Origin of the sequence: Sphingopyxis yananensis (genome assembly GCF_020687785.1) — a bacterium.
Lineage (GTDB): Bacteria > Pseudomonadota > Alphaproteobacteria > Sphingomonadales > Sphingomonadaceae > Sphingopyxis > Sphingopyxis yananensis.
In genome coordinates, this window is the sequence record NZ_JAJEWI010000005.1 from 420,170 (window position 1) to 439,911 (window position 19,742).

The 19,742-nt window shown below is 55.9% G+C and carries 23 protein-coding genes; 8 read left to right on the top strand and 15 right to left on the bottom strand.

The genetic code is table 11. The features are described from left to right. Positions 1-53 precede the first annotated feature (53 nt). The gene (locus LKO31_RS04530) at positions 54-1,274 is read left to right on the top strand and encodes a polyhydroxyalkanoate depolymerase (RefSeq protein WP_227688867.1); all 1,221 of its coding nucleotides are present in this window, start codon (positions 54-56) and stop codon (positions 1,272-1,274) included. 78 nt (positions 1,275-1,352) lie between these two features. Here LKO31_RS04530 and LKO31_RS04535 read toward each other — a convergent pair whose 3' ends face one another. The 5 genes from LKO31_RS04535 to LKO31_RS04555 form a co-directional block, all read right to left on the bottom strand. Then, a complete protein-coding gene (locus tag LKO31_RS04535; protein WP_227688868.1) occupies positions 1,353-1,748 on the bottom strand; it encodes a YkvA family protein in 396 nt (131 codons plus the stop codon). A 215-nt stretch (positions 1,749-1,963) separates the two neighbouring features. Next, complete coding sequence (locus LKO31_RS04540) at positions 1,964-2,428, bottom strand: pyridoxamine 5'-phosphate oxidase family protein (RefSeq protein ID WP_227688869.1); 465 nt, start codon at positions 2,426-2,428, stop codon at positions 1,964-1,966. Between the two features lie 213 nt (positions 2,429-2,641). Next, complete coding sequence (locus tag LKO31_RS04545) at positions 2,642-3,823, bottom strand: acetyl-CoA C-acyltransferase (protein ID WP_227688874.1); 1,182 nt, start codon at positions 3,821-3,823, stop codon at positions 2,642-2,644. A gap of 84 nt (positions 3,824-3,907) precedes the next feature. After that, complete coding sequence (locus LKO31_RS04550) at positions 3,908-4,366, bottom strand: MaoC family dehydratase (RefSeq protein WP_227688876.1); 459 nt, start codon at positions 4,364-4,366, stop codon at positions 3,908-3,910. Positions 4,367-4,482: 116 nt separating this feature from the next. Further along, entirely contained in the window at positions 4,483-5,670 is a 1,188-nt protein-coding gene (locus LKO31_RS04555; RefSeq protein ID WP_227688877.1) for a mechanosensitive ion channel family protein, read from the bottom strand. A 379-nt stretch (positions 5,671-6,049) separates the two neighbouring features. Here LKO31_RS04555 and LKO31_RS04560 point away from each other — a divergent pair, with 379 nt between their 5' ends. After that, a complete protein-coding gene (locus LKO31_RS04560; protein WP_227688878.1) occupies positions 6,050-7,108 on the top strand; it encodes a hypothetical protein in 1,059 nt (352 codons plus the stop codon). Here the strand turns inward: LKO31_RS04560 and LKO31_RS04565 are convergent, their stop codons facing one another. Together LKO31_RS04565 and LKO31_RS04570 are read right to left on the bottom strand one after the other, a co-directional pair. Beyond that, entirely contained in the window at positions 7,109-7,477 is a 369-nt protein-coding gene (locus tag LKO31_RS04565; protein WP_227688880.1) for a hypothetical protein, read from the bottom strand. Beyond that, entirely contained in the window at positions 7,474-7,785 is a 312-nt protein-coding gene (locus tag LKO31_RS04570; protein WP_227688881.1) for a hypothetical protein, read from the bottom strand. Before LKO31_RS04570 ends, LKO31_RS04565 begins: the two co-directional genes overlap by 4 nt. A 154-nt stretch (positions 7,786-7,939) precedes the next feature. On the opposite strand from LKO31_RS04570, the gene LKO31_RS04575 reads away from it, so the two are divergent. After that, complete coding sequence (locus LKO31_RS04575; RefSeq protein ID WP_227689578.1) at positions 7,940-8,590, top strand: S24 family peptidase; 651 nt, start codon at positions 7,940-7,942, stop codon at positions 8,588-8,590. 54 nt (positions 8,591-8,644) lie between these two features. Here LKO31_RS04575 and LKO31_RS04580 read toward each other — a convergent pair whose 3' ends face one another. Beyond that, complete coding sequence (locus LKO31_RS04580) at positions 8,645-8,959, bottom strand: hypothetical protein (RefSeq protein ID WP_227688884.1); 315 nt, start codon at positions 8,957-8,959, stop codon at positions 8,645-8,647. A 197-nt stretch (positions 8,960-9,156) separates the two neighbouring features. Between LKO31_RS04580 and aqpZ the strand changes: the two genes are divergently transcribed. Further along, positions 9,157-9,867 (top strand): aquaporin Z, encoded by a 711-nt coding sequence (gene aqpZ / locus LKO31_RS04585; RefSeq protein WP_227688885.1) that lies wholly within the window; start codon positions 9,157-9,159, stop codon positions 9,865-9,867. A 57-nt stretch (positions 9,868-9,924) separates the two neighbouring features. On the opposite strand, the gene galU is transcribed toward aqpZ, so the two are convergent. From galU to msrA, 5 genes are all read right to left on the bottom strand, one after another. Continuing rightward, positions 9,925-10,788, bottom strand: a complete 864-nt coding sequence (galU, locus tag LKO31_RS04590) for a UTP--glucose-1-phosphate uridylyltransferase GalU (protein WP_227689579.1) — start codon at positions 10,786-10,788, stop codon at positions 9,925-9,927. 122 nt (positions 10,789-10,910) lie between these two features. Further along, complete coding sequence (locus tag LKO31_RS04595) at positions 10,911-11,411, bottom strand: OmpA family protein (RefSeq protein ID WP_227688887.1); 501 nt, start codon at positions 11,409-11,411, stop codon at positions 10,911-10,913. 14 nt (positions 11,412-11,425) lie between these two features. Beyond that, a complete protein-coding gene (locus tag LKO31_RS04600; RefSeq protein ID WP_227688892.1) occupies positions 11,426-12,646 on the bottom strand; it encodes a diguanylate cyclase domain-containing protein in 1,221 nt (406 codons plus the stop codon). Beyond that, complete coding sequence (locus LKO31_RS04605) at positions 12,643-13,206, bottom strand: YfiR family protein (protein ID WP_227688893.1); 564 nt, start codon at positions 13,204-13,206, stop codon at positions 12,643-12,645. The genes LKO31_RS04600 and LKO31_RS04605 overlap by 4 nt, the downstream gene beginning before the upstream one ends. 183 nt (positions 13,207-13,389) lie before the next feature. After that, positions 13,390-13,926 (bottom strand): peptide-methionine (S)-S-oxide reductase MsrA, encoded by a 537-nt coding sequence (msrA, locus tag LKO31_RS04610; protein ID WP_227688895.1) that lies wholly within the window; start codon positions 13,924-13,926, stop codon positions 13,390-13,392. A gap of 230 nt (positions 13,927-14,156) precedes the next feature. On the opposite strand from msrA, the gene LKO31_RS04615 reads away from it, so the two are divergent. From LKO31_RS04615 to LKO31_RS04630, 4 genes are all read left to right on the top strand, one after another. Next, positions 14,157-15,203, top strand: a complete 1,047-nt coding sequence (locus tag LKO31_RS04615) for a COX15/CtaA family protein (protein ID WP_227688897.1) — start codon at positions 14,157-14,159, stop codon at positions 15,201-15,203. 227 nt (positions 15,204-15,430) lie between these two features. Then, positions 15,431-15,910, top strand: a complete 480-nt coding sequence (gene rplM, locus LKO31_RS04620) for a 50S ribosomal protein L13 (RefSeq protein ID WP_227688903.1) — start codon at positions 15,431-15,433, stop codon at positions 15,908-15,910. Beyond that, the gene (gene rpsI, locus LKO31_RS04625) at positions 15,910-16,395 is read left to right on the top strand and encodes a 30S ribosomal protein S9 (protein WP_227688904.1); all 486 of its coding nucleotides are present in this window, start codon (positions 15,910-15,912) and stop codon (positions 16,393-16,395) included. Before rplM ends, rpsI begins: the two co-directional genes overlap by 1 nt. Positions 16,396-16,825: 430 nt before the next feature. Continuing rightward, complete coding sequence (locus LKO31_RS04630) at positions 16,826-17,389, top strand: type 1 glutamine amidotransferase domain-containing protein (protein ID WP_227688906.1); 564 nt, start codon at positions 16,826-16,828, stop codon at positions 17,387-17,389. Positions 17,390-17,557: 168 nt separating this feature from the next. On the opposite strand, the gene LKO31_RS04635 is transcribed toward LKO31_RS04630, so the two are convergent. Both LKO31_RS04635 and LKO31_RS04640 read right to left on the bottom strand, forming a co-directional pair. After that, positions 17,558-18,616, bottom strand: a complete 1,059-nt coding sequence (locus LKO31_RS04635; protein ID WP_227688908.1) for a phosphotransferase family protein — start codon at positions 18,614-18,616, stop codon at positions 17,558-17,560. Positions 18,617-18,626: 10 nt separating this feature from the next. After that, on the bottom strand, positions 18,627-19,727 hold the full coding sequence (locus LKO31_RS04640) for a hypothetical protein (protein ID WP_227688910.1): 1,101 nt from the start codon (positions 19,725-19,727) through the stop codon (positions 18,627-18,629). Positions 19,728-19,742: the final 15 nt, after the last annotated feature.

Consider the following 19,742-nt stretch of genomic DNA (forward strand, 5'->3'; position numbering starts at 1 on the left):
CGAAGGGACAGGCGACGCAGATTGCCGACCAATTGCCCTCAGGAACTTGCCCGATGTTGTATCATGCGTATGAATTCCAAAAGAATTGGCTAGCCGGAGCGAGTGCTTTGGCGCAGGCGGGGGCGCAGTTGGTCAACCATCCCGCCAATCCTTTTGGTTATTTTGGCGCGAGTCCGATGTTTCGTTCGGCCTTGGAAGTATTTGCTCATGCCGCGGCACCGCGTGGCAAGCCGGAATTTGGTTTGGACACCGTTGTGGTGGATGGCAAAACTCTGCCCGTCACGGAAAAGATTGAAGCCCGCCGTCCCTTTGGACAATTGAAGCATTTCATCCATGATGGCGCGGTCGGCAAGCCTAAGCTGTTGATTGTCGCGCCGATGTCGGGCCATTATGCCACATTGCTGCGCGGCACTGTCGAACGGATGCTGCCCAGCCATGATGTGTGGATTACCGACTGGCGGGACGCCCGCAATGTTCCGATGGCCGATGGGCTGTTCGATCTGGATGATTATATTGATTATCTGATCGATTGGATGGCCCATATAGGTGAAGGGGCGCATATGCTGGCGGTTTGTCAGCCGTCGGTCCCCAGCTTTGCAGCGGCGGCGATTATGTCGGCCCAAAAACACCCCGCACGGCCCCGTAGCTTGACAATGATGGGGGGCCCCATTGATACGCGTGAGGCGCCAACTGCCGTCAATGATCATGCCACCAATCGGCCCTTTGCTTGGTTTCAGGAAAATGTGATCGCCACCGTTCCCGGCTATTATAATGGCGCGGGGCGGCGCGTATATCCGGGCTTTTTACAACTGGCGGGTTTCATGTCGATGAACCTTGGCAATCATATGATGAGCCATTGGGACATGTTTAAGCATCTGGTGGAAGGCGACGGCGAAAGCGCGGATAAAACCAAAGAATTTTATGATGAATATCGCTCGGTCTGCGACATGACGGAGGAATTTTACCTGCAAACGGTGGATGCGGTGTTCCAACGGCATTTGCTGCCAAAGGGTGAACTGTTGCATCGCGGCAAGCCGGTTGATTTGCGCGCCATTAATGATGTGGCTATTTTGGCCATTGAGGGCGAACGCGATGATATCAGCGGCGTGGGTCAAACCAAGGCGGCCTTGGCCCTGACGCCCAATTTGCCGGATGATAAGAAACAATATCAGTTGATCGACGGCGTCGGCCATTATGGCATTTTCAATGGCCGAAAGTGGCGGGACAATATCGCCCCGATCGTCGAGGCGTGGATTCGGCAGAACGGCGGATAATTTGTGCCAGCAAGGGCTTGATCCCCGTGGCGGCATGAATGGACGGTATAGGCCCAGACGAGCTTAGTGGGGACGAGCTTAGTGGGACGGCGATGTGCGCACCGCCCAATAGAGTAAAAATAGCGCCGCCGCCCAAATGCCAAGGACCATCATCATTCCCGCGCGACTGGATGGGCGCTGCATCGCGGCATCGGCCCGCGCGCAGCATGCCGCCCATATAGCCGGCGGGATCAGCCGGCGCACCGTCCACAGTCCAATGGGAACGATGATCAGGTCGTCGATCCAGCCCAAAATCGGGATGAAATCTGGAATTAAATCGATGGGTGACAAAGCATAAGCGGCTACGGCTACGGCCAGCCACCGTGCCAGCAAGGGAACCTGTGGGTCCCGCGCCGCAAACCATGCCGCATGGGCTTGCCGCGCCCATTGATGCCCCATTTCGCCAATATGCTCTGCCAATGATTTGTCGCGCATAATGGGTTCATAGCGGCAAATCAGCGGGTTCCAAGCCCCTATAAGCGGTCTTATGCTTCGCTCGGCGGTTGGCTTGAGAATGACCGATGCTTTTCACCGGTAAAAAATTGGCGCCATGTCACGCGATGCTCGGATGGCACGCGATGCCACTGGCGCCAAAAGTTTGGCCAAGGTGCGGGGCGGGAACCAACCTCCGCGCGCCTTAGCGAAAAGGGTTATAGTTTCACTTGGGCGTGATCGCCTAAATCGCCATTTTTGATATGTTGACCGGTCATCAGCTTGAGCAGGCCGTTGATGCCAGCATCGGCGGTCCAAATTTCCGCATCGTCCAAATCAAAACGCAGCAACTGTAAATCGGGGTCGGTCTTGCCGCCGTCATACCAAGCCTCGACGGCGCGGGACCAATAGGCATCGACCAATTCGGGGGTGGTGGAATCGCTTAATGTGCCGGAAATGCAGGCGAATAACTCATGCCCTTTGGCCGCGAATTGCGCCATGGCCCGTCCGCCCTTGGCCAAGCGGCCTTTGCGGTTGTGGAACATGTAAAAATAACCGTGATTGTCTGGGTCTAATTGCGCGGTCATGGGAATGGCATGGTCGTGGGAACTGTCCAATTTCACCATGAGGAACGAGCTTTTATCCAACTCTTTCCACAGAGATTCGCGGATATCGTCGCTCATCAAGCTTCTCCTGCTCTGGGTAATATAATAGGGTGCTAGGAACACGCGCCGCGCCGCGATGCGTTGCCGATAATTTGGTCCATGTGCGATAATATGCACCCAGCATCCGGTCAGTTGAACTGCCGTGGGCAATCAGCCGAAATCGCGAAGAAAAAGGGTCGATCCAGATGTGGATCGACCCTGATTTTCCGTGTCAAAATGGATGTTCTCTTGTCAGAAAACCTCGAACAATCCCGCCGCGCCTTGGCCGCCGCCCACGCACATGGTGACAACGGCATATTTCACGCCGCGCCGCCGCCCTTCGATCAGCGCATGACCGACGCAGCGCGCACCCGTCATGCCAAAGGGATGGCCGATGGAGATGGACCCACCACTGACGTTCAAACGATCATCGGGAATGCCCAGCTTGTCACGGCAATAGAGCACTTGCACCGCAAAAGCTTCGTTCAATTCCCACAGGCCGATATCGTCCATCTTGAGGTTGAAGCGTTCCAGCAGCTTGGGGATGGCATAGACCGGTCCAATGCCCATTTCATCGGGCTCGGTGCCTGCAACGGCCATGCCGACATAGCGGCCTAGCGGATTGAGGCCCCGTTGTTCCGCGATTTTGGCTTCCATCAACACCATGGCAGACGAACCATCTGACAATTGGCTGGCATTGCCCGCCGTGATGCTATGTCCTTCGCCCATGACGGGGCGCAGGCTGGCCAGTCCTTCCAAGGTTGTGTCGGGGCGATTGCAGTCGTCGCGGTCGGCCACTACGTCGCGGAAGGTCACTTCCTTGGTTTCTTTATTCACCACCGCCATATTAGCGTTGCAGGCGATGATTTCATCGTCGAACTTGCCGGCGGCCTGTGCGGCGGCGGTGCGTTGCTGCGATTGCAGGCTATATTCATCCTGTGCTTCGCGGCTGATGTGATAGCGTTTCGCCACGACTTCAGCGGTGCCGATCATGGGCATATACACGTCTTTGTGCATCGCCAGCAATTCTTGGTCGGGCTCGACGAACAGCTTGCCGCTGCCCGACACTTTGGAAATGCTTTCTACGCCGCCCGCCACGCATATATCTTGGCGGTCGATGATGATCTGCTTGGCAGCCGTCGCAATGGTCATCAAACCGGACGAACATTGGCGGTCAATGGACATCGCTGGCACCGTGACAGGCAAGCCGGCCCGCAGAGCGATCAAGCGGCCCACATTGCCCCCTGCCGATCCTTGCTGCACGGCAGCGCCAATCAGCACATCGTCAATTTCGCCGCCTGCAAGGCCAGCGCGCTCGACAGCGGCTTTGACCGAATAGGCCCCCAAGGTTGGGACGGTGGTGTTGTTAAACGCGCCGCGTCCCGCTTTGGTCAGCGGGGTCCGAGCGGTAGAAACGATGACGGCGTCACGCATGGCAATAATCCTCTATGAAAAATGACATTGGACTTTTCTGGGGAGGCGGGCGTTTAATGGGCCGGAGAATATCCGGCCCCGCAATCAAACAAAATATTGCGTGATCCATTCGGCCATCAAAGCGGGCTTTTCCTCGCCTTCGATTTCAACCGAAATTTCAACGGTTTGTTGCCACTGTCCGGGACGCTTTTCGTCCAGTTCCAGCAACTTGATATGGCCGCGCACCTTTTTGCCCGAACGGACGGGGGCCAAAAAGCGCACTTTGTTCATGCCATAGTTGACGCCCATTTTCACGCCAGCGGGACGCGGGTAATCGGCCTTGGCCATCATCAAGGGCATCAGCGACAGCGTCAAAAAGCCATGGGCAATGGTGCCACCAAAGGGCGTCTGTTTCGCTTTTTCTTCGTCCACATGGATGAACTGATGGTCACCGGTGGCGTCAGCAAATATATTGATCATGGCTTGGTCAACAAGGATCCATTCCGACGATCCCATCGACTTTCCAACATAGCTTTGCAGTTCTTCGGCGGTCACGGTGGACATATATTCTCTCCCATTCTTTCGTTGAGCGATTTCTAGGCGAAGCGCTCGCCGAAAGACAAGGGGCAGGTTAATTCTCTGTTTCTGGTGACGAGCGCCGTAGCGTCAAAGGGGTGATGTCATATGGGCTTGCTTGCTGAGGTCGGGTGAACGCGCGCAGAATCAGCATAAGGCATTACCATGGTGCCATCCGGCGCGGCGGTAAACGTTGTCTGGGTGGGATAAGCAAATTGATAGCCCTGCTGCGTCATGGCTTCATAGACGCGGACGGCAATATCGGTTCGCGCTGCGGTCACCACGTCAAAATCCTCGCTATACACGTCGAATAATAAATCAAAGTCCAAACTAGATGGGCTGAATGTAACAAAGCTGGCCCGAATAAATTCATGTCCCGCATCTCGGACTTGCTTTTCCAGCAAGGCTGGGAAAGCGCGCAACTGCTCCGGTGATGTCTGATAAATCAGCCCGATCATAAAGCTCACGCGGCGACGCGCCAAATTGGCGAAGTTGGTGATTTCCTTGGCCAGCAAATTGGTGTTGGACACCACCAATAATTCGCCATTGATCGACCGTAACCGCGTGCTTTTCATGCCAATTTTTTCGACCGTTGCGGTGCTTTGGTCATATTTAATGGTTTCGCCAACGCGAAAGGGGCGATCAAAAATAATCGACAAAGACGCGAATAGGTCGGAAAAAATGCCCTGTGCTGCCAAACCAATGGCAATGCCGCCGATGCCCATACCGGCAATCAGGCCGGTCACATTGACGCCCATATTGTCCAAAATGACAATCGCCGCGATGCCGAACAGCGCGACGCTGATCAACATGCGAATGATGCCCATGGCGTTGGACAGCGTTTCATTTTGTCCATCCACCGCGCGGCGATGGATCAGGCCCAAAATAATTTCCCGCGCCCAAATGGCGACCTGTAACACCACGGCTACGGTGAATATAAAATGGATGATGTTCATCACCACCGTGGGCGGTTCGGCATAGCCCGCGACCAAACGGATGGATAGCATCGCCAGAATGAAGGTTTTGGTTTTGCGAATGACCCGCGACACAATGTCAGTGATGGCATATTCGCCCTGAACCTTTTCGGCGCGCTTCAGGGCAAAATTTAAAATCAGGCTGAGCAGGCCATAGATCAGCAACCCTGCACCCAGCGCGATGGCGATTTTCAACCAATTGTCGTCGGCCCATTGCCAACTGCTGTCCCACCAGAAATGAAATTGGGTGGCGGCATCAATCCGTGCTTTGGGCATGATTGGGACGATGGTGCTGGCGGCGGTGCTGGCGTTGGTCAAGGAAGCCTCTTCACTTGGGGTCATATCGGCAAAACATGTCTGCGCTGCAGACAAATATCGTCCACCATGTTGCGCGGACGATATACGAAGAGCAACAGCGTTTCACAGCCAAAAGCGTTGCCTTTGGTGACCGTTATTTTCAAAATTTTAAAGGAATGGCCACATCATATGCCCTATGATGCGTCATTGCAGGTGCAATTTTACATGATCATCTGATATGTTACGAAGCTGTTTACCGTCTGATGCTAGCTAGGAAGCCACTAAGGAATATATCCAAGAATCGGGGCGGGGTTTTGACACGATCAAGCGCGGCCAAAACAAACGTTAAAACAAAGACTATAACCAAGACAGATGGGGTTTGATATTTGGGGGCAAAGCCATGACGGGTAAACGGCAGGTCCAGCGGAGGCGACCCCGCGCGCCTTCGCTATGGACGGCGTTTCGGCGTGCGGCTTTTCTGCCCTGGTGCGCGGCCTTTTTGGTTTTTGTGACCTTTTTCTATCTGCCTGAAACTTGGTTGGCCAGCACAGCGTGGCAGCTTTACCTTGATCGATTGCATCCCTTGTTCACCATGCCAGCCAGCCTGTCGGCGCGGGCGTGGATGGGCGGGGCGGCGGCGCTTATCGTCTTTTTGCTGCTGACCCTTGTGATGCTTCTCCTTCCGCGCGGACGGCCGCGTTTGCTTTTGGTGTCCCATGCCGACGCCAAAAGCATATGGGCCTTGTCGATTGTCGATCAAAGGCTGCTGGACGACATGATCGCGGATCAAGGTAGCGCCGAGACTGGGCCTGATGCGGCCGAGGAACCCAGCGAAACGCCGCATCCGAACGCCGATGTCCCAACCCCGCGCAACCGTTGGGACCGACACCCCGATGATTCGCCGCGCGCGCCGATCAGCGCCGAACGAGAATTGCCCGCTGGTGGATTGGATGGTGTGCGGACCCATGATGCAGCCGACCCTGACGTCATGGACGCGCCCGATACAGATACACCCCGCGATTCTAGCGCGCGTGCCGCCGCTTTGTCGGCAGAGCATATCGGGGGGGAGGCACTGGTTTCTGATGATCGTCTGGCAGACAATGCCCATCAGCACCGCGCAAGCGAGGAAAAGCAAGCCCCAGAGCAACCAGAGCAACCCGAACCGCCAGCGCAAAATCCAGCTGCGCAGGGCGGGGAGGCTGACCCATGGTTGCAATCTGTCCACCAAGATGGACCCGCTGCGCCTGCCGCTGATGACGTCAGCCTCAGCGCGCTGGTCGCTCGTCTGGAGGCGCGCTTGGCCCGCCGCCGCCGCCCGATTGCGCCTGTGATGGCACAAGCCGCTCCTATGCCGGCTCCCGACCCAGCGCCCATGACCGTCGCCGATCATCAGGTGGATCTGGCGTTGGAGGCGGCGCTGGGCACCTTGCAGCGCATGAATCTGCGCGCCGTTGGCTAGTCATTCTTCGACGGTCAAAATCTCCAGCAAAATGGCATCCTGATCGGGCGCCGGTTGGGCGCTGATATCGGCGACAATATGCTGATATAAAGGCCATTCGATCAACGCTAACTGGCTTTCCAGCCGCGCTACCATGGCGTTTTGTCGATTGCGTTTTGGATTGTGATCGGGGCTGATCGCGTGCGGGTCGGTATCGACCCAGTTCAAGGTAAAATGGTGCCGCGCCCCCACAAAATTGGCGCTGGCCCATGGGCGCAGGCTTGATGCCGCAATATGCAAATCGGGCGGTAAGAATTTTCCTAGCAAGCGCGACAAACGACCATGGGGACAGCGCGGGCGCAGGGGCCGTGCGGGCGACCCGCGCATCATGGACGTTGCCCCTGATCGGCGCGCGGCACGGATGACGCCTTTGCCGAAGACTGGACAGCCTCTGCCCGCAAGCGCCCCGCAATGGTGCGCCTGTCGCCAATGAGGGCGGTCGTCCCCGCTGTTTTCTGCGCGCGCCATGCGTCGATATAATCCGCGACTCGCTGGCGCAATTTGGAACCCACTTCGCGCCCCGCCCGCAAATCGCTCACCAAGCGTGGGTCTTTCACCGCTTCGCGGCCAAAGACACTGGGGGGTATGTCCGATTCCCGTAAAAATCGCTCCACTATCGGTAAGATTTGATGTGACATTTGGCCCTCCACTGCGCTAAGTTTATGCTTTGTTCCCTTATAGGGTAAATCCTATCTGCTGAGCGATTTCCTACTTGTCTAGGAAAAAACACATCATTATGGACGAAATAGGAAGGATAGGCTGGTGAGCGATTTCAACGATGACCCACGCGCGATGTTGGACAGATTGTGCCGCGATCAGGGTGTGGACTATGCTCGGTTATCGGCGGTCATCGACCGTAACCCTGCCTATATCCAACAATATATCAAACGCGGCACCCCGCGCCGGCTGGCGGAAAATGATCGCGCGCGTTTGGCGGCATTTTTGGGCGTTTCGGAATCCCTATTGGGTGCGCCTCTCACCAAAGTGGTGCAGAATCCGTCCTTCATGCAAGGTAGTGGGCGGGATGCCATGGTTTTTGTGCCCAAATTGGCGATTGGTGCGTCGGCGGGGGCGGGGGCCAGCGTCGACGGCGAAGCGGTGCATAGCGCGGTGGCCTTTGACCCACGTTGGCTACGCGATATTGGTGCGGACGCCCGCGCTTTGTCGATCATTCGGGTGGAGGGGGACAGCATGGCCCCGACATTGAATGATGGCGACGATATCTTGGTGGACGGCAGCGTCGAGGGGAAGCGCCTGCGTGATGGTATCTATGTGCTGCGGATGGACGACGCCTTGATGGTAAAGCGAGTCACCCGCGCCCCAGGTCAAGGCCGTATCGCGGTGATCAGTGATAACAGCCATTATCGAAGCTGGGACGATTTGCCTTTAACGGCGGTGCATTTGGTCGGGCGGGTGATATGGACGGGGCGGCGCATTCGCTAGACGGCGCATCATATGACCGTCTGGACCAAATAGGCAGGGTCCAATGCGAGGATGTCAGATTGTTTGCGCCAGCAACGCATCCATTTCGTGCGACAATATTTCGGCGCGCTGGCATTGGCTTGGCTGGCCTTGGCGGCATTTGCGTTCCGCTTTTGCGCGTTGCTTGTTCAATTTTTCCAGCCGTTCGTCACGCTCGCGGATGGCGCGTCCACGATTGCGGTCGGCTTCTTCCTGACTGGTTGTGGACCAATCGACAATTTTTCCTGTCGCTTTAAAGGGGGCGGTTACGACCGTTTTGGCCGTGCTGACGCAGCCACAAAGTGAAAATAGCACCATAGCGGCGACCATCTTTTTTCGTGCTAAAATCATGATGTTGCGCCTTTTCTATTGGACCGCTAGTTGCCAATCCTATCACCGAGCGCGGACCCGCGCAAATTGCGGATGCTGGCCCAAAACATAGCGACCGGAAAATAGGCGTTGGCACGGCGCGCGAAACATGGTGCTTTGCCAAATATAGGGGCGGCATAGGCCCATGCAGCGCCTGTCTCTTTGTGGAGGAGGAACATATGACAAATATGCAAAAAGGGTTGGCTGAGTTTATCGGCACATTCTGGCTGGTTTTTGGCGGATGTGGCAGCGCGGTTTTGGCCGCCGCTTTTCCAGAGGTCGGCATTGGCTTGCTGGGCGTGGCGCTGGCCTTTGGCCTGACGGTGCTCACCATGGCCTTTGCGATTGGGCATATTTCGGGGTGCCACTTGAATCCGGCGGTGACTTTGGGCCTGTGGGCCGGTGGACGTTTCGCGGCGCGGGACATTCCGCTCTATATTATTGCGCAAACCTTGGGTGGCATCGTGGCGGCGGCGGCGCTTTATACGATCGCCAGTGGCACCGCCAGCTATGATCTGGTCGTCAACGGTCTGGCCGCCAATGGCGTGGGCGCTGGTTCACCGGGCGGATATAACATGGGCGCGGGCATCATGGCCGAAGTCTTGCTGACCGGCTTTTTCCTGTGGATCATCATGGGCGCTACGGACGGCCGTGCTCCTGCGGGCTTTGCCCCCATCGCCATTGGTCTGGCGCTGACGCTGATTCACTTAATATCTATTCCCGTCACCAACACGTCGGTAAACCCTGCGCGCAGTACGGGACCTGCGATCATCGTGGGCGGATTGGCGCTGCAACAATTGTGGATTTTCTGGGTCGCGCCCATATTTGGGGCCTTGGTCGGCGGCTTTTTGTACCGCGCCATTAATGCGCCCGCCGCACCGAACAACTAAACATTATGGATATCAGGGCGCTGCCATCGCGCCGCGCCCTGATAGGCCCATCGGGTCTTATTTCAGCAGATTGATGGCGAAGGCGCGAACCTCATCCGCCATATCGGGCCGCGCTAGCGCCACCGCCAAATTGGCCTGAATATAACCGGCCTTGGACCCGCAATCATAACGTGCCCCATCAAAGGTGACGGCATGAAAGGGTTGGTCGCCGATCATGGTGGCCATGGCGTCGGTCAATTGAATTTCACCGCCCGCGCCTTTGCCCTGCCGTTCCAGCACACGCATCACCTCGGGTTGCAAAATATAGCGGCCCGATATGATCAAATTGGACGGCGCATCTTCGACTTTTGGTTTTTCAACCAATCCCTTGACCTCGGTTAACATGCCGTCCCGCTGGCCGGGTGCAATTACGCCATAGGATGACACCTGATGCTGGGGGACTTCCAGCACCGAAATCATATTGCCGCCCACCTTGTGATAGGCATCGACCATTTGCTTCATGCAACCGGGCGATCCGTGCATAAATTCATCGGGCAGGAAAATCGCAAAAGGTTCATCGCCCACTATGTCGCGCGCGCACCAAATGGCATGGCCCAAACCCATGGGTTCTTGCTGGCGGACATAGGCGCAATTGCCTGGACCCAAGCGTGTCGGTTCCAATACGGACAAATCCTTGCCGCGTTCGGACATGGTTTTTTCCAGCTCAAAGGCGATATCGAAATGATCTTCGATCGCGCTTTTGCCGCGGCCCGTCACAAAGATCATTTGCTCGATTCCAGCCTCGCGCGCTTCGTCGACGGCATATTGAATCAAGGGCCTGTCGACCACCGGCAGCATTTCTTTGGGAATAGCCTTGGTGGCGGGCAAAAAACGAGTGCCAAGGCCCGCAACGGGGAAGACAGCTTTTCTTATGGGTTTCATATCAGACATTATCGGGACCGTTTAATCATAGTGCAAGCGATTCAGCCCCTATCCCTATGGGCGTTAAACCCAGATGAATGCTGCCCCGCAGGAACATATTTTCGCTTGATAATAGAATCTTATCAATCGGGACTGACGATTAAAACGACCCGCCGATTGTCCTGACGCCCTTCGGGGGTATCATTGCTGGAAATCGGAAATGCCTCACCGCGGCCAATGATTTTTTCTGGCGACAAGGGGATGCCATTGGCGGCCAAGGGTACCGCCACAGTTTTGGCGCGGGCGTGCGACAGCCGCAGATTATATTCATCGGACGCGGTGGAATCCGTATGTCCCTCTACCACAATATTATGAATGTCGACGCGGGCCAAGTTGCGCGCCAATTGCGCAATATCTTCCAATTTTTCAGCGGATAATTCGCTTTGATCGGACGGAAACAGCAAGCGACTGGGCAGGGTGAGGTGCCAATTGTCGTCGACCTGAGCAAAGCCTTCGTCTTGCAATACTTTGATCTGCTCCGCCGTAAAGCCCGTGTGTGGCGGAACAGATTGGCACGCTGCCAAGGCGGAACCGACCAGCATCAGCAAGCATAAACGGGCGGCAGAGCGGAGTTTCTCAATCACAGCAAAGCTTCCTATCAAATTTTCCGGCTAAATTTATCAGCATACATGGCCGCATCCGCGGCGGTCAGCAGGTCGGACGCGCTGGTCCCATCGGCAGGGTAAAAAGCAAAGCCGACGCTGATCGTCGCATCATATAAGCCTTTACCCGGCAGGGGGATGGGGCGACCAACGGATGTTTTGAGCTGAGCGCTAAATTGATCGACCGAAAAATCGGAATCCAGCTTGTCCAAGATGATAACAAATTCATCGCCGCCCAAACGCGCGGCAAAATCCTGATCTTTGGTGGCATCATGGATGCGGCGCGACAGCTCAATTAACACATGATCGCCCATCGCATGGCCATATTGGTCATTCGCTTGCTTGAAATTATCCGCATCAATGAAAATCAGCGCAAAGGACGCATGCTGGCCACCCGCTGTTTGCGCCATTGCAATACGTTGGCGCAAATGTTCGTCAAATGCCGTCCGATTGGGCAGGGTGGTCAGGGGGTCGTGCATGGCTTGGTGCGCCAATTGCGCCCGTTCATGCTCCATGCCGATTTGCCAGCCCTGCAACTCTTCCAGCAAGGCGTTGATATCACCGCCCAGCCGGTCCAATTCGGCGACGCCAACTGGCTGCACTCGCTTTTCGAAATGGCGGTGCAAGCGCACATCATGGGCCAACAGCGCCATATCACTGAGGGGTTGTACCAAATCGCGGTCGATGCGCCGCGCCAATGCCATGGACCCCACTATGGTCAGCGCCAGACACGCCAATCCGGTCAGCAGGCCCAATTTCGCAAAGCGCATCACTGCGCTGCTGTCCCCCCAAACCTGAACACCGCCCAATTCCAATCCATTATGGAAAATAGGGGCATGGACTGCAGTGGGCAGCAGCATCTGGGTCATAAAGGGCGCAGGGTCGGTCGTAGTGGACCGTCTGTCGAGCAACGGATTGCCCAAGCTGTTTAATACGCGAATGCGCGCAATGCCGTCTTTTCGGATAAGCGGATCGATGGCTTCTTGTATGGCCGCTTGGTCATTGAAGACAAGGCCAGGCTCGACGCCATAGGATGCCAATTGGGCCGCCATATCCAGATTTTGGTGGGCATAGCTTTTCAAGGCCGTCATGCCGGCCAATAAAATCGCGATCCATGCCAATGTGACCGCCAGCAAAGTGACCCCAAAATGATAGCGGGCCAAAATTCCATGCAAGGTCAAGCGCGGACGCGACATCAGGAAAAAGGATGGGATCATGGTAAGCCATCCTTTCCGATGCGGAGCACGCGGGGGTCAACGCGCAGGGGCCCACGGGCAATGGCATCTAAATTGACCAAGAAGGTCGGGCCATGTTGGCGCTCAACCAAGCAAAACATGGCCCCGCCGGAGCAGGACGGGTCGGTGTCCGTCAGCGTCAGAACGGGCCGTCCACGCACCCAGCCAATCAGCTTTTGCCGATCCGCAACCGGAATGCTGCCCAGAAACAGCGCATCGCAGCCATCCGTCTGAATGACATCGCGTGCGTCGCGATAGGATATATGCATCGCGACATTGCCAGGCAGCAGCGGGCGTAGGTTGCTGGATAATTTTGGTACGCCGACGACGCAAATTTTTCGACTGGCTAGGGGGCGTAGGTCGGGCCAGCGAACATAGCTTAAAATGCCGCCGATCAAACGGTCCGCCGCCCGGTTGGTGGTCGCTCCACCATCTTGCACGGTGCTGGCGGCATGAAGCGCATGGGGCGCATCATATGGCTCGTCATAAGGCAGGGCTGCCGATGACACGGATACCGCCGCTAAAATGATCTCGGCAAGCACCCCTTAACCACCCCTTATTTGTGCAGATGACCTGCAAAATCATGCTTCCTCGCCATAAAGATGACAGCGTCAAATCTTTACCGAAGTCTTAACTTCATATTTCGCTAGTTCCGAGGATGGAAAAGTCAATTGTTGTCCGGCCCAGTCCCCATATGCTTGGGACTGGGGTGTCATCCATTTTCGTCAGTTGTTGGTTAAGTGGTGGGTAAATTTTTTGCGCAATTTTGCCAGCTTGGGCGGAATGACCGCCATGCAATATGGGTTGCTTTGGCCGTCGTTATCCCAATAGCGTTGATGATAATCTTCTGCGGGATACCAAGGTGATAGCGGTTCGATGCTGGTCACAATCGGGCTGGGCCAATCGCCTGCGGCACGGGTGATGGCGCCTTGGGCTGCCAAATGTTGCGCTTCGTTCAGCGGAAAAATGGCACTACGATATTGGGTTCCAATATCATTGCCTTGTCGGTTCAATTGGGTTGGGTCGTGTGTCGCAAAAAACACATCTGCCAGATCATCATAGCCGATGACATCAGGGTCATAGGTGATACGAATCGCTTCGGCATGGCCTGTATCGCCGGTGCACACTTGCTTGTAGGTGGGGTTTTCGGTCGTCCCGCCAATATAGCCACTCTCGATGGTCGTGACACCGTCCAATGATTGGAACACCGCTTCGGTGCACCAAAAACATCCTCCGGCAAAAATGGCTGTTTCTTGGGTCATATCATTTGCTTCCATCATGCCCTATGGGCGCTATAGCTTGGAAATAAGGCAGGCTTTGCGCAATTCCAAGGGTTATAACGGATAACCGCTTCTTGGCTTTTATGGCCTCTGCCTTAGGCGCGGGCGCACGCTGATGGAAGCTTGCCTGTCCTTAGCCGGTTTTGCGGCATGGCCATGGCTAGGACATAAGGTCCCTTGCCTATCGCCAACGAAGGGGCAATAGCACAGGCATGAGCCAGTCCCAATTTGTGCAAATATCGCCCCGCCACCGTCCGGCAGCCATCGCCAATTGGCTGTGGTCTGTTGCCTTACTTGTGGTCATCGTCGTCGCGGTTGGCGGCATTACCCGCCTGACGGAATCGGGCTTGTCGATCACGGAATGGCGACCTGTATCCGGTATTCTCCCCCCCTTGAACGAAGGGGATTGGATGGCAGAGTTTGAAAAATACAAACAAATTCCGGAATATAAGGAAGTGAATTTGGGCATGTCGCTCGACGCGTTCAAAATGATCTTCTTTTGGGAATGGTTTCACCGCATTTTGGGCCGCATCATTGGCGGTGCGATGATTCTGCCTTTCGCTTATTTCGCATGGAAGCGGGCCATTCCGGCTGGCTATAGCTTGCGCATTTTTGCCCTGACGGCCTTGGTTGGCTTTCAAGGGGCGATTGGCTGGTGGATGGTCACATCCGGTTTGGAATATCGCACGGATGTCAGCCATTATCGTTTGGCGACCCATTTGCTGACCGCGCTTTTCCTGTTGGCCGGACTGGTCTGGACCGCGCGGGACCTACAGGCTTTGGCCAAAAAATCTGATGCGCGGCCAGCACGGTTGACGGGCTTTGGCATCCTGACCTTTGTGGTGGTGACGGTGCAATTGCTGCTGGGCGCTTGGGTGGCGGGCCTGAATGCTGGATATGTTGCCAATACATGGCCACTGATGAACGATCATTTTGTGCCGCAAGGCATTGATTGGACAGGCGGGGCATGGATGGCGATGACCAATGACCCATTTTTGCTGCACTTCCTGCACCGTTGGTGGGCATGGGTGGCGGCCGCTGTGGTGGTCGTGCTTGCGCTGCGCTTGCGCCGGTTGGGCAGCACCGCTTTGTCGCATGGATTGTTGACCGTCATTTCGGTGCAAGTGATGCTGGGAATCGTCACGGTGGTCAGCGGCATGTCGATGTGGATTGCGGTTTTGCACCAATTTGTCGGAGCGATTCTGGTAGCCTTGCTGGCGGCCAGCCTGAATCGTGAAGGCGCCCGCAATAATCCGTAAATATCAGGCGGCTTCTCCGGCGATTTTACGCAAAAGCGTGGGTTTGGAAATTCGGACGGTATTATATTACCCGTCAGCAAAACCGCAGATCGCTTGACTTTTTACCGACATAGCGGCATTGGCCGCGTTGAAAGCGCCGCTTTTCCTGTCATGGGTTTGGCGGCGCGGTTATTTTTCGGGGCGCTGGCATATGCTGTGCACCGATCCATCTCTTCAAGGAGCGTGCCATGAAGGCGCTGACCAAGACGACCAAATCGGCAAATGCCGCAACGGTCGAAAAGAAATGGGTGTTGATCGACGCGGAAGGTCTGGTTGTAGGCCGCGTTGCAACGATCATCGCCAACATCCTGCGCGGCAAGAACAAGCCAAGCTTTACCCCGCACGTTGATTGCGGTGACAATGTCATCATCATCAACGCGGAAAAAGTGGCGTTCACCGGCAAGAAGCTGCAAGACAAGCGCTATTACAAGCACACCGGCTATGCTGGTGGCATCAAGGAAACCAGCCCCGCCAAGGTATTGGAAGGCCGTTTCCCTGAGCGCGTTCTGGAAAAGGCTGTGGAACGCATGATTCCACGTGGTCCTTTGGGTCGTCAGCAAATGCGTAACCTGCGCATCTTCGCTGGTACCGAGCATCCGCATGCCGGTCAAAACCCCGAAGTGATCGACATCGCTTCGTTGAACCGCAAGAATAAGGTGGGCGCATAATGGCTGACATCAACGATCTCAAGGATCTGGCTGGCGCTGTAGAAGTCGCCGCTGTCGAAGCACCTGCGGCTCCTCTGCGTGAAAAGCAGGTCGACAAGCAAGGCCGCGCTTATGCAACGGGTCGCCGCAAGGACGCCATTGCACGCGTATGGGTCAAGCCCGGCACCGGCAAAATCATTGTCAACGGCCGTGACCAAGAAGTATATTTCGCACGTGCAACCCTGCGTCTGGTGATCAACCAGCCGTTCGGCGTGGCCGACCGCATTGACCAATATGACGTTGTCGCCACTGTAAAGGGCGGCGGTCTGTCGGGTCAGGCCGGCGCTGTAAAGCATGGCATTGCTCAGGCATTGACGCGCTTTGAACCAGCTCTGCGCAGCGTTGTGAAGTCGGCTGGCTTCCTGACGCGCGATAGCCGTACTGTAGAACGTAAAAAATATGGCCGTGCCAAGGCACGTCGTAGCTTCCAGTTCTCGAAGCGTTAATCATTCGGCCATTGGCCTTATACAAAAAAGCGGCGGTCCGGAAACGGGCCGCCTTTTTTGTTGCCCCAGAAATATATGGGTGGACGCGCTTTGTGGTTAACCCAAATTACGGACTGGCGACCAATATGCGTATTTCTGCGATGGTTGGTGTGCGATGAAGAATGTCTTCGTTTGAACAGTTATCTTACTGAATTTCAGTGTAAATATTATATTTATCCCAAAAATTATCAATTATAGCGTATAGCTTTCTTGCTGTTGCAAAAATTGAAATAACGATTTTTCCATCTGATAAACTGTGAAGAAAAAACGATAATAATTAGGCTTGATGGAAAGTGAAATTTGTCGAGGTGAAGCACTGGTTGCTTGGCAACAACTGTCCGACTAGGGCGTCCTTCATAGATATGTAATTTTGTACAGGACATCATTCTCAATGGCCAATTCTTCCCCATTGTCGGGCCGCAAAATATTGATCATCGCTACGGACGGGTTCGAGCAATCCGAATTGTCCGTGCCGCACGAACGACTGACCGAAGAAGGGGCCGATGTGTATCTGGCCTCGCTTGAAGGCGGTGAAATTTATGGCTGGGACGATGGGGATTGGGGCGAAGAAGTCGCTGCCGACCTGACAATCGCCAATGCGTCTGCTGCTGATTATGACGCCTTGGTCTTACCCGGCGGCCAGTTGAATCCCGATGTTCTGCGCACCGATGCCAACAGCATTTCTTTGATTCAGGATTTTGCCAAGGCCAATAAACCCATTGCGGCCATTTGCCACGCCCCGTCTTTGCTGATCGAAGCTGGCCTGACCAAAGATCGCCGCGTCACCAGTTTCAGTTCCATCGCCACCGATGTGAAGAATAGCGGCGCGGAATTTGTTGACGCGTCCGTTGTGGTGGACGGCAATATCATCACGAGCCGTTGCCCCGACGATTTGGCCGATTTTTGCGGTGCCATCATCCAAGCCGTTTCCGCGGCCCCACAGCTATCGGCCTAAGATATTGAAGTCTTCCAAGGCCTGTTGCCGCAAATGGGCCAGCGGGGGAACGGGGTTGATGACAATCGCTCCCCCAGCCGATGCGTTGCTACCAATTCTTATGGGCCGATGGACTGCCATGCCGCTGTCCATCGGCTAGTCCGAGCCCCCCCTGTCTGGAACGCAGGTTCATCCCCCCTTTGCAACCAGTTCCAGACTGCCGAGCGCGATGGCCTGATGGGCCGGGCGCTCGGCCATTACCGCGAACATTTCATCACCGCGCTCGGTTCGCACGACATTCATCGACGCAAATACCGCCATGAAATAGCCGCTCAGGGCGCCGACCCGATATTCCTTCCACAAGCTATCCTCATCCGCCGCAACGCCATTCCCGCGCAGCGCAGCCATCCAATGATCAAAGGCCGGACGATCCGCCGCTGCCCGTTCATCTTTGTCGGCAATGCTGGTGCCGATCAAATAGGCCAAATCGCTGGCCCCGCTGCCCTGTGCCAAGGTTTGCCAGTCGACCAGCCAGCTTTGCGAACCGTCTGGCAGGAACAAAATATTGTCGATCCGCAGGTCGCCATGAACCAAGGTCGGCACCATGGCTTCGCGCGCCAAAAATGCGTCCAAATGGTCCACCAAGCCCGCGCCAATCGCCAGCACATCGGGCGACAGACGTTCGGCATAGCGTTGACGAAACCCTTCAAAGGCTTGGGGGAATAACATCCGCACCATTTCCTTGGTGTCGCGCTGTAGCCACGGATAGTCCGCCAATTTCGGGCTGCCCCACATCATGGCGTGCAGGGCGGCGGCGGCGTCAATGGATGGACGCAATCCATCCAGCGATAACCCGCGTAGCTGGTCGCCCTGAACCGCCGGTGCCAAATCCGACAACAGCAAAATAAAGTCCACGTCATTGGCATCAATGTCCGCGAAATAGCATGTGGGCGCAGCGACCCCGCTGGCGGCGGCCAAATCGCGATACCAGCCCACTTCTTTGACATAGGTTCCGGTCAACCCCGCCACATGGCGACTGGCGGGGTCTTGGCTGGGGCATTTCACGACGATGGTCTGCGGCTTGTCGCTTGCGCCGTCGGTCCAATCCAATGACAGCCGGAAGCTATCGCACATCTGGCCCGTTCCAATCGCCTTGGCGGATATAGCCCTGAGCGCGCCGCTGCTGGCGCCCATCACTTGTTCCAACCACGGGACGCTGATTTGATCAATCTGTGTCGGAAAGTTCATATCCATCCCCTCAGGCAACGGGGTCAAGCAGGCCAGTCAGGCCCGTGGGTTGATGCGGGCCGACGAACAATTGTTCGGCAATCCCAATCCCTTCGGCGCTGCCATTGGGGCTGGTCCAGACGGCCTGCACCAATTGCTGAATATGCATCGCCAGCGGGTTGCTTGGCCCACGTTCCGCCTCGGTCAGTTGGTCATAGGCGATGTCCAGATCTGGCCCATGGTCCAGCCCATGCCCCCATATGGGGTGAGTATATCCCAGCCCGCTCATGGCGAAAACAGGGCCTTTGGGGCGCAGGGTTATATGATGCCCATGGCCCAAATCAGCGCTTAATCCAGCGGCGCGGCGGGTGCCTTTTTCCCAGTCGATTTCAAAGCGCGGCGCATCGAAATGCTGCTCCGTACCATCATCGCGGCACAGCACCGCGCGGCGGTTCCACGGTATGCCCATATCATCGTCATTGGTGTGAAAAAACAGCGATGCGTCGGCAAAGCTGCACGGTGTCCACAACCAGAAAAATTGGCTGAAATTTCCCTGCGGCGGCGGCTGACTTTCTGCTGCACCGACGGGCCGGATGCCCCAACTGCGGTCGCGGGTGCCGCCCCAATTGGCACTCAATTCCACTCGCTGGCCATCGACACGGAACCAGCCGGTCCAATGCCCATTTTGCGTCATGCGCGTATAATCCATGAACAAGCGCGTGCCGTTGCGGCGGATGAAGCGCGGTTCTTCAATCGGGCTGTGCCGCGCCGCAAAGGTCAAATGGGCGGCCAATGGTCCGTCATTGGGGCTGATGATCAGCGTTAATTTTTCCAACGGAATGTCGACACTGATCGCAATGGGACCAACGAACAGGTCCAGTCGGTCACCGTCGGACCGGCGGCTGGCGCGCAAATTATGCTGAACCCCGTCTAGGATGACGCAAAAACTGGCGTCCACTATGCTCAATTGTGGGTAAAATCCCATGGCCGCCGCAAAAAATATACGGCCGTCGGGGCTATAACCATTGAAGAAATAGCGGTCGTAAAAATTACGATCGCCACCGGCAAAAGCCATTGGCTCGCTGCTTTGATGCAGCGGGAAATCATCACCTTTTGTCAGCATCTCACCCATCCAGTTTTCTTTTAA

Excerpts from the sequence above, each read along its gene's own strand:
- LKO31_RS04530 (WP_227688867.1), top strand. The coding sequence starts at position 54 with ATGTTGTATCATGCGTATGAATTCCAAAAGAATTGGCTAGCCGGAGCG.
- LKO31_RS04535 (WP_227688868.1), bottom strand. The coding sequence starts at position 1,748 with ATGCGCGACAAATCATTGGCAGAGCATATTGGCGAAATGGGGCATCAA.
- LKO31_RS04540 (WP_227688869.1), bottom strand. The coding sequence starts at position 2,428 with ATGAGCGACGATATCCGCGAATCTCTGTGGAAAGAGTTGGATAAAAGC.
- LKO31_RS04545 (WP_227688874.1), bottom strand. The coding sequence starts at position 3,823 with ATGCGTGACGCCGTCATCGTTTCTACCGCTCGGACCCCGCTGACCAAA.
- LKO31_RS04550 (WP_227688876.1), bottom strand. The coding sequence starts at position 4,366 with ATGTCCACCGTGACCGCCGAAGAACTGCAAAGCTATGTTGGAAAGTCG.
- LKO31_RS04560 (WP_227688878.1), top strand. The coding sequence starts at position 6,050 with ATGACGGGTAAACGGCAGGTCCAGCGGAGGCGACCCCGCGCGCCTTCG.
- LKO31_RS04565 (WP_227688880.1), bottom strand. The coding sequence starts at position 7,477 with ATGATGCGCGGGTCGCCCGCACGGCCCCTGCGCCCGCGCTGTCCCCAT.
- LKO31_RS04570 (WP_227688881.1), bottom strand. The coding sequence starts at position 7,785 with ATGTCACATCAAATCTTACCGATAGTGGAGCGATTTTTACGGGAATCG.
- LKO31_RS04575 (WP_227689578.1), top strand. The coding sequence starts at position 7,940 with ATGTTGGACAGATTGTGCCGCGATCAGGGTGTGGACTATGCTCGGTTA.
- LKO31_RS04580 (WP_227688884.1), bottom strand. The coding sequence starts at position 8,959 with ATGATTTTAGCACGAAAAAAGATGGTCGCCGCTATGGTGCTATTTTCA.
- aqpZ (WP_227688885.1), top strand. The coding sequence starts at position 9,157 with ATGACAAATATGCAAAAAGGGTTGGCTGAGTTTATCGGCACATTCTGG.
- galU (WP_227689579.1), bottom strand. The coding sequence starts at position 10,788 with ATGAAACCCATAAGAAAAGCTGTCTTCCCCGTTGCGGGCCTTGGCACT.
- LKO31_RS04600 (WP_227688892.1), bottom strand. The coding sequence starts at position 12,646 with ATGATCCCATCCTTTTTCCTGATGTCGCGTCCGCGCTTGACCTTGCAT.
- msrA (WP_227688895.1), bottom strand. The coding sequence starts at position 13,926 with ATGACCCAAGAAACAGCCATTTTTGCCGGAGGATGTTTTTGGTGCACC.
- LKO31_RS04615 (WP_227688897.1), top strand. The coding sequence starts at position 14,157 with ATGAGCCAGTCCCAATTTGTGCAAATATCGCCCCGCCACCGTCCGGCA.
- rplM (WP_227688903.1), top strand. The coding sequence starts at position 15,431 with ATGAAGGCGCTGACCAAGACGACCAAATCGGCAAATGCCGCAACGGTC.
- rpsI (WP_227688904.1), top strand. The coding sequence starts at position 15,910 with ATGGCTGACATCAACGATCTCAAGGATCTGGCTGGCGCTGTAGAAGTC.
- LKO31_RS04630 (WP_227688906.1), top strand. The coding sequence starts at position 16,826 with ATGGCCAATTCTTCCCCATTGTCGGGCCGCAAAATATTGATCATCGCT.
- LKO31_RS04635 (WP_227688908.1), bottom strand. The coding sequence starts at position 18,616 with ATGAACTTTCCGACACAGATTGATCAAATCAGCGTCCCGTGGTTGGAA.
- LKO31_RS04640 (WP_227688910.1), bottom strand. The coding sequence starts at position 19,727 with ATGGGTGAGATGCTGACAAAAGGTGATGATTTCCCGCTGCATCAAAGC.